The 8,609-nt window shown below is 54.5% G+C and carries 6 protein-coding genes and 1 riboswitch; all 6 genes read left to right on the top strand.

The genetic code is table 11. The features are described from left to right. Positions 1-68: 68 nt before the first annotated feature. A riboswitch (SAM riboswitch) is annotated at positions 69-201 on the top strand. Between the two features lie 117 nt (positions 202-318). The 6 genes from metA to thrS all read left to right on the top strand — a co-directional run bounded on the left by metA (position 319) and on the right by thrS (position 8,309). After that, positions 319-1,254, top strand: a complete 936-nt coding sequence (gene metA, locus MJ257_RS19720; RefSeq protein ID WP_240270855.1) for a homoserine O-acetyltransferase MetA — start codon at positions 319-321, stop codon at positions 1,252-1,254. Further along, on the top strand, positions 1,244-2,461 hold the full coding sequence (locus MJ257_RS19725) for an aminotransferase class I/II-fold pyridoxal phosphate-dependent enzyme (RefSeq protein ID WP_240270856.1): 1,218 nt from the start codon (positions 1,244-1,246) through the stop codon (positions 2,459-2,461). The genes metA and MJ257_RS19725 overlap by 11 nt, the downstream gene beginning before the upstream one ends. Beyond that, a complete protein-coding gene (locus tag MJ257_RS19730; RefSeq protein WP_240270857.1) occupies positions 2,458-3,621 on the top strand; it encodes a trans-sulfuration enzyme family protein in 1,164 nt (387 codons plus the stop codon). Before MJ257_RS19725 ends, MJ257_RS19730 begins: the two co-directional genes overlap by 4 nt. Positions 3,622-3,783: 162 nt before the next feature. After that, on the top strand, positions 3,784-4,920 hold the full coding sequence (mqnC, locus tag MJ257_RS19735) for a cyclic dehypoxanthinyl futalosine synthase (protein WP_240270858.1): 1,137 nt from the start codon (positions 3,784-3,786) through the stop codon (positions 4,918-4,920). Positions 4,921-5,035: 115 nt separating this feature from the next. Continuing rightward, the gene (locus MJ257_RS19740; protein ID WP_240270859.1) at positions 5,036-5,944 is read left to right on the top strand and encodes a putative sporulation protein YtxC; all 909 of its coding nucleotides are present in this window, start codon (positions 5,036-5,038) and stop codon (positions 5,942-5,944) included. A 427-nt stretch (positions 5,945-6,371) separates the two neighbouring features. Continuing rightward, positions 6,372-8,309 (top strand): threonine--tRNA ligase, encoded by a 1,938-nt coding sequence (gene thrS, locus MJ257_RS19745; protein WP_240270860.1) that lies wholly within the window; start codon positions 6,372-6,374, stop codon positions 8,307-8,309. Positions 8,310-8,609 lie beyond the last annotated feature (300 nt).

Below are 8,609 nucleotides of genomic sequence, written 5' to 3' on the forward strand. Positions count from 1 at the left end.
GATACTTTAAAGTGAATGTCAGGGAGTAGGCGCAATGCCCAGGCCCTCAACCAACTAAATATAGCGAAATCTTATCAAGAGCAGGTGGAGGGACTAGCCCGATGATACCCGGCAACCGGCGATTATTCGTAATCGCAGCGGTGCTAATTCTTGCAGAACCGTCAGCATTTATAATGCTGAACGGCTTCTGAGAGATGAGAGAGGCGCATACCGGATACGTAATGACCTTTCTCCCCGTGAGAGAGGTCATTTTTTATAAAGGCCCCTCGAACGGAAGATGATTTGATTCTGACGCTACGATTAAAGGAGTGAAACCACATGCCGATTAAAGTACCGGATCATTTGCCGGCCAAGGATGTGCTGGCGAGCGAAAACATCTTTGTCATGGACGAAAGCCGCGCGTACCATCAGGACATCCGCCCGCTGCGGATCGCGATTCTTAACCTGATGCCAACCAAGGAAACGACGGAATCGCAAATCTTGCGTTTGCTGGGAAATACGCCGCTCCAGGTCGAAATCGTCCTGCTCCACCCGAGTTCCCACACCTCGAAAAATACGTCCGCGGAGCATCTGGAGATGTTCTACAAAACGTTCGACGAGATCCGAAACCGCCGCTTTGACGGCATGATCGTGACCGGAGCGCCGGTGGAACAACTGGACTTCGAAGACGTGAATTACTGGGATGAGTTGAAGGAAATCTTCGAATGGACCAAAACCCATGTCACTTCGACCATGCATATCTGTTGGGCCTCGCAAGCAGGTTTGTATTACCATTACGGCGTCCGCAAAATCCCGCTGGCGAAAAAATGCTTCGGCGTATTCTCCCACACGGTGAACGATCCGAAGGTGAAGCTGCTGCGCGGTTTCGATGAAGTGTTCCAGGTGCCGCATTCCCGCCACACGGACGTGGAGCGGTCGGACATCGAGCGAGTGGCGGAGCTGCAAATCCTGGCCGAATCGGACGAAGCCGGAATCTACCTGGTGGCGACCCGTGACGGCAAACAGATCTTCGTAACCGGACACTCGGAATACGATCCGGATTCGCTGAAATGGGAGTATGACCGGGATGTCGCCAAAGGGCTGGAGATCGAGTTGCCGGTAAACTATTACCCGAATGACGATCCGACCCGCGCGCCGCGTTCTTCGTGGCGGGCCCATGCCAACTTATTATTTTCCAATTGGCTAAACTACTATGTGTACCAAGAAACGCCGTACGACATCGATCAAACGGCCGATTTTGTATATGAGATCTAAAGTGGAGGGATTGCAGGTGGGGGAGCATAACAAGGAATGGCGCATCGAGAGCAGACTCGCGCAAATCGGATCGGTTGAGGAACCGGTTACGGGTGCGGTGAATTATCCAATCTATCAGTCCACCGCGTTTCGGCATCCGCGCCTGGGGCAAAGCACGGGCTTCGACTATATCCGCACGAAGAGCCCTACCCGCAAAGTGCTGGAAGACGCGGCGGCGGCCTTGGAATCCGGTGATGCCGGGTTTGCCTGCAGCTCCGGTATGGCTGCGTTGCAGACGGTGTTTACATTGTTTTCGCAAGGGGATCATCTGATCGTGTCGTTGGATTTATACGGAGGGACCTACCGTTTACTGGAGCGGATCATGTCCAAGTATGGCGTATCCGCCTCTTACGTAGATACTAATGATTTGGATGCTTTGGAACAAACGCGCCGGCCCAACACGAAAGCCGTAATCATCGAAACGCCAACCAATCCTTTGATGATGATCACGGATCTCAAGGCGGTATCGACATGGGCGCGTGCCCACGGGCTTCTGACGATCGTTGACAATACGCTGATGACGCCGTTTTTCCAGCGGCCGATCGAACTTGGCGCGGATATCGTCGTGCACAGCGCGACGAAATACCTGGGCGGCCATAATGATGTTCTGGCCGGACTTATCGTCACCAAGGGCGAGGAGCTGTCGCAGGAGATGGCGATCCTGCACAACTCGATTGGCGCGGTGCTCAGCCCGTCCGATTCTTACCAACTGATGCGGGGGATGAAGACGTTGGCGCTCCGAATGGAACGGCACGAGAGCAATGCGCTGGCCATCGCCAAATTCCTGCAGTCGCATCCGCAGGTGGCGGAAGTGTTTCACCCGGGATTGGAGGATCACCCGGGATACGCGACGCAGCGGAAGCAATCGAGCGGCAACACGGGGATCTTCTCTTTTAAGGTGACGGATGCCCGTTACGTGGAGCCGGTGCTGCGTCATCTGAACCTGATCGCGTTTGCCGAAAGCCTCGGCGGCGTGGAATCGCTAATGACGTATCCTGCGGTGCAGACGCATGCGGACATTCCCGAGGAAATCCGAAATAAGGTAGGCGTGGATGACCGGTTGCTGCGGTTCTCCGTCGGCATCGAGCATGTGGAGGATTTGATTGCCGACCTGAGCGGGGCGCTGGAAGCGGCACGGCAGGAAGTCGAAGGAGGAAAAGGCGAATGAGCGGGCAGGAGAAACGGGAGAACAAGTTCGAAACGAAGCTGATCCATTTCGGCAGCGAGGTGGACGAAGCCACGGGCGCATCCAGCGTACCGATCTATCAAGCGTCGACGTTCCATCACCACGATATTTTTAATCCGCCGCAGCATGATTACAGCCGTTCCGGCAATCCGACCCGGCAGGCGCTCGAAGATTACATCGCGGTGCTGGAAGGCGGGGTGCAGGGCTTCGCGTTCGCCAGCGGGATGGCGGCGATTTCGACGACGCTGATGCTCTTTTCGGCCGGCGACCATATTATCGTGACCGAAGACGTGTACGGCGGTACATACCGGTTGCTGTCGAATATTTTGACGCGGATGAACATCGAGACGACGTTCGTGGACATGACGCAGCCGGAGTTGGTTAAGTCAGCGCTGAAAGCCAATACGAAAGCCGTGTATATGGAGACGCCGTCCAATCCGACGTTGAAGATTACCGATATCGCGGAAATCTCCGCCTGGGCGCGGGAGAAGGGATTGCTCAGCATCGTGGACAACACGTTCATGACGCCGTATTACCAGCGGCCGATCGAGCTGGGGACGGATATCGTCCTGCACAGCGCGACCAAATTCCTCGGCGGGCATAGCGATGTGTTGGCCGGTCTGGCGGTCGCGCGGACAGAGGAATTGGCCCGTCAGCTGAAATACGTGCAGAACGGTCTGGGCACCGTCCTCGGCGCGCAGGATTCTTGGCTGCTGATGCGCGGCATGAAAACGCTGGGCGCCCGGATGGCGCATAGCGAGATCAGCGCCCGCAAGCTGGCGGATTGGTTGAGCCGCCGGGGCGATATCGACGCCGTGTATTATCCCGGCCTGCCGGAGCATCCCGGCCGCGAGGTGCAGGAGAAGCAATCGACCGGCTACGGCGCGGTCGTCTCTTTCGACGTCGGCTCCGGGGAGCGGGCCAAGCGGCTTCTGAACCGGGTGAAGCTGCCGCTGGTTGCGGTCAGCCTGGGTGCGGTAGAGAGCATTCTCTCTTATCCGCCAATGATGTCTCACGCCTCGATGCCGCCGGAGGTTCGCGCCGAACGGGGCATCACCGACGGGCTGCTGCGTTTCTCCGTCGGGCTTGAGGACATCGACGATTTGCTCGCCGATTTGGACGAGGCGCTTCGGAATAGTTAACCGAATTTATTGCATGAATCAGGGCCGCTCTTGCGGCCCTTTGGCGTTTGCGCCTGTAAAGCGGGTGCTGTTTTTCTGGGCGGACCTGTGTTACGATTGAACTATCATTTCAATTTTCAGGTATTCTGGGTTTTTATTTATTGTTCTAAGGAGGCAGTGATCATGACTGCAATCGACGATATATTAAACAAAGCGCTGCAGGGTGGACGTCTGGATCTGGAAGATACGATCCGGCTGTACGAGTCCGACGAAATCGAGAAGATGGGCCATACCGCCAACATCCTGATGGAGCGCAAGCATCCCGAACCGATTACGACGTTCGTCATCGGGCGGAACATCAACTATACGAACGTTTGCGACGTATACTGCCGCTTCTGTGCATTTTACCGTCGCCCGGGCTCCGAAGAGGGATATGTGCTTCCGGACGAATTGATTTTCCAGAAAATCCAGGAAACGATCGACGTAGGCGGCACGGAGATCCTGATGCAAGGCGGGACCAACCCGAATCTGCCATTCAGCTATTATACGGATTTGCTTAAAGCGATCAAGCAACGGTTCCCGGATATTACGATGCACTCGTTCTCCCCTGCGGAGATTATGAAAATGAAAGAAGTGTCGGACGGCCTCTCGCTGGAGGAAGTGGTACGCGCAATCCATGCGGCGGGCCTTGATTCGCTGCCGGGCGGCGGAGCCGAGATCCTGGATGACCGGACGCGCCGTAAAATCAGCCGCCTGAAGGGCTCCTGGAGAGACTGGATGGACGTCATGCAAACCGCGCATAAAATCGGCATGAACACGACGGCCACGATGGTCATCGGTTTCGGCGAGTCGATGGAAGAGCGGGCGCTGCATCTGCTTCGCGTGCGTGAAGCCCAGGATGAATGCATCCAAAACGGCTATCCGTCGGAAGGGTTCCTGGCCTTCATTCCGTGGACTTTCCAGCCGGACAATACGAACCTGAAAGCGGAACGCCAAACGCCGGAATCCTATTTGAAAACGGTGGCGATCAGCCGGATCGTATTGGATAACATCAAGAACCTGCAATCCTCCTGGGTGACGATGGGACCGGAAGTCGGCAGGCTGTCGCTGCAGTACGGCTGCAACGACTTCGGCAGCACGATGATCGAGGAGAACGTCGTTTCGTCCGCCGGCGCTACGCATAAAGTCAATATCGAATCGATTCTGTCCATTATCCGGTCGGCCGGAAAAGTTCCTGCCCAGCGCAATACGAAATACGAAATTTTACGTGTTTTCGACGAAGAAGCAACGGTCGAACGCGATTTTATTATGCAGAACTAAACAGGTACATTGGCAATTTCCTGGCAGAACTGCCTTTCATTCCATGAACGGTTCCCGTATATCCGTTTCCTTCGCGCCATATACTTGGAGAAGGAAGCGGAAGGGGGCCAGGTTCATGGATTTTTTTACCGTACGCGTCACATGCGGTTCCGCCGAATCGGAGGAACGGTTCAAAAGCCTGATACAGGATACCGTAAGCAGCTTACATAACCGCGAGGTTCAGCTTAAGTTTCAGGCGGCCGAAGGCGGGATGCTGGAGGCTGTGGTGGAAGACCGGCTGGACAAGGACAGCGGACAAGATCACCCGGAACGGCTGATCGACCTTTTGTCGCTCGGAATCGCGAAATACATCGTAGGCGTGAAGGAAGAAGAGATCGCCGCTCGGGTCATGAAACGGGATTACAGCTTCGAATCCCGGGAGGAAGGGCTACAAGTCCAACAGATGGTGGACTGCCTGCTGGCCGAAGGCACCGAATCCGGGAGCTCTCGAGAGGAACGCCAATCGTTGGTCCAAGAAGCGTTGCGCGAGTATTTGCGGGCATCGGGAGACCTTCACCTGGATGGATTCGCTATGTTTCGCCTAAAAGCCTATGAGGACAAGCTGCGGGAAATCGTGGATTTTGCCGTGGATGAGTATTTGCTGGATAAGCAATATGAGGAGTTTATCGGATTGCTGCAGTATTTCGTATATTTTCAGGAGCCTTTGACGCCGTTGGTTCATTTGATGCATAAACACGGCCATGAGTTTGCGATCCTGAACGAACAGTTTACCCCGGTTCACGTACCGGCTTCCGGCGGGGTCGTCGCGCGGATTGCCGACCAGGAAATGCAGATGGAAGACGTGATCGTCAGCACCTTGATCTCTCTGTCTCCGGATAAGATCCTGATTCATACGCAGGATCCCGATGCGCAGGTGATTACAACGATCTCGAGGATTTTTGGCGACCGGGTTGAATTATGTTTGCTTTGTCCACATTGCAAGCCGTTCCATCAGGAGTTTCGCCGCCTGGATCAAGGCAGATAAGAGCAGGGTTCCTTGACGGCTCTAAAAGTTAGCATTATAATAACTTGCAAGTATTCGCATCTTGATTGGCTTCGTGATCAAAGCTGATTATTGAACATCATGAATAGCGTCGACAAAGACATGAGCCAGAAGGCTTGAACGGTACAGAGAAAGGGAACTTGGCTGGAATTCCCTTCGGTTTCGCTTTTGGTTTACCCCTTTGTAGCTGTATTCCTGAACCAGAGATGAAGTAGGGAATACCGGTTCATTGCCGTTATCGAATGCCGAATTAAGGGCCAGATCCGAATGCAGTGTACTATTGGTACTGCGGAGAGGCCGAATGAGGGTGGAACCACGGGTATAACGCTCGTCCCTTTCCGGGACGGGCGTTTTTTGATTTGTCCGCTCCGGTAAATCCAACAACATTTTCTGTAGGGAGGAACAAAAGGTGGCAGTATCTGTTATTTTGCCGGACGGTTCGGTTCGGGAGTATGCGGAAGGCAGCAGTTTGGAAGATGTGGCGGCTTCGATCAGCAGCGGTTTGCGTAAAAATGCGCTGGCCGGAAAAATCAACGGCGTGGCGGTGGATTTGAACGCGAAGCTGGTGGATGGCGCTAAAGTGGAGATCATTACGGGAGATTCCCAGGACGGCTTGGAAATCATGCGCCACAGCAGCGCCCACTTGATGGCCCAGGCGGTAAAACGCCTGTTTGGCAACAAGGAAGTGAAGCTGGGGATCGGTCCGGTGATCGAAGACGGATTTTACTATGACATGGATCTGGAGCACCCGCTGAATCCGGAGGATCTGCAAAAGATCGAAAAAGAAATGGAGCGCATCATCGGCGAAAACCTGCCGATTACCCGCCGGGAAGTGAGCCGCGAGGAAGCGGTGGCGATCTTTACCGAACTGGGCGATCCGTACAAGCTGGAGCTCATTCGCGATTTGCCGGAAGACAGCGTCATTTCGATTTATGATCAGGGCGAATTTTTCGACCTGTGCCGCGGGCCGCACGTGCCTTCGACCGGGAAAATTAAAGTATTCAAGCTGCTGAGCGTGGCGGGCGCTTACTGGCGCGGAAACAGCAACAACAAAATGCTGCAACGCATTTACGGCACCGCGTTTATGAAAAAAGCGGAGCTGGATCAGCACCTGCATATGCTGGAAGAAGCGAAGAAACGTGACCACCGTAAGCTGGGCAAGGAACTGAACATTTTCACGTTCAATAATCTGGTGGGCCAAGGCTTGCCGATCTGGTTGCCGAAGGGGGCAACGGTTCGCCGTACGCTGGAACGTTACATCGTTGATATCGAAGAACGTCTGGGTTATCAACATGTGTACACACCGGTGCTTGGGAACGTGGATTTGTACAAAACCTCGGGCCACTGGGATCACTACCAGGATGATATTTTCCCTAAAATGGCGATCGATACGGAAGAATTCATTCTTCGTCCGATGAACTGCCCGCACCATATGATGGTGTACAAAAGCGATATGCGCAGCTATCGGGATTTGCCGATCCGAATTGCGGAGCTTGGAATGCAGCATCGCTACGAAATGTCCGGCGCTTTGACCGGCTTGCACCGCGTTCGCTCGATGACGTTGAATGATGCGCATATTTTCTGCCGTCTGGATCAAATCAAGGATGAATTCTCGCGGGTGCTCGACCTGATCAAGCAGGTGTATAACGATTTTGGGATCCATGAATATCGTTTCCGGTTGTCCTATCGCGATCCGCAGGATACGGAGAAATACTTCCAGGATGATAAGATGTGGAATACGGCGCAGCGGATGCTCCGCGAGGTTGTAGAAGAAGCGGGCTTGCCGTTCTTTGAAGCGGAAGGCGAAGCAGCGTTCTACGGACCGAAGCTGGACGTGCAGATCAAAACGGCGCTCGGCAAGGAAGAAACGCTGTCGACCGTGCAAATCGACTTCCTGCTGCCGGAACGCTTCGAGCTCGAATATGTCGGCGACGATGGCGCAAAACACCGTCCGGTCGTATTGCACCGCGGGATCCTCGGCACGATGGAACGCTTCACGGCTTTCCTGCTCGAGAACTTTGCGGGGAACCTGCCGCTGTGGCTGGCTCCGGTTCAAGCGAAGGTCATTCCGGTTTCCGGCAACTTCGACGCCTATGCGCGTCAAGTGGAAGACAAGCTGCGCGCTGCCGGCATCCGCGCCGAAAGCGATCTGCGCAACGAGAAGCTTGGCTATAAGATCCGTGAGGCTCAGCTGGAGAAGCTGCCGTACATGTTCGTCGTCGGCGAAAGCGAGCAAAGCGCCGGCACCGTCTCCGTGCGTAAGCGCGGCGAAGGGGATCTTGGTGCCAAAGCGGTGGATGAAGTGGTCGCTCAACTGCAAGACGAAATCCGCAACCACGTGATTTAATCCGCACACGACTGTGCCGCCTGCTCGTGACTTTGGAGCGGAGCAAATGTTGCATGATGTGCAGCATTTAGCACGATAGCGAGAGGTTTGAGGCTAGAATGTTGCATTTTTTGCAACATTCTAGCCTTTTTTTGCGGGAAGCCCTCAATATTGTTGCACTTTATGCAACATTTTGGGCTTGAGGCGGCGTAAAGGCACCAAAATGTTGTACTTTTTACAACATTCTTGCGGGGAGGTACTGTTGGAGGACTGATGGAGGCTACGTGAGCAACGGAGGGACCGGCTGAATTCAAGATTCGA

This window comes from Paenibacillus timonensis (assembly GCF_022427145.1).
GTDB lineage: Bacteria > Bacillota > Bacilli > Paenibacillales > Paenibacillaceae > Fontibacillus > Fontibacillus timonensis.

Excerpts from the sequence above, each read along its gene's own strand:
- mqnC (WP_240270858.1), top strand. The coding sequence starts at position 3,784 with ATGACTGCAATCGACGATATATTAAACAAAGCGCTGCAGGGTGGACGT.
- MJ257_RS19740 (WP_240270859.1), top strand. The coding sequence starts at position 5,036 with ATGGATTTTTTTACCGTACGCGTCACATGCGGTTCCGCCGAATCGGAG.
- MJ257_RS19730 (WP_240270857.1), top strand. The coding sequence starts at position 2,458 with ATGAGCGGGCAGGAGAAACGGGAGAACAAGTTCGAAACGAAGCTGATC.
- MJ257_RS19725 (WP_240270856.1), top strand. The coding sequence starts at position 1,244 with ATGAGATCTAAAGTGGAGGGATTGCAGGTGGGGGAGCATAACAAGGAA.
- metA (WP_240270855.1), top strand. The coding sequence starts at position 319 with ATGCCGATTAAAGTACCGGATCATTTGCCGGCCAAGGATGTGCTGGCG.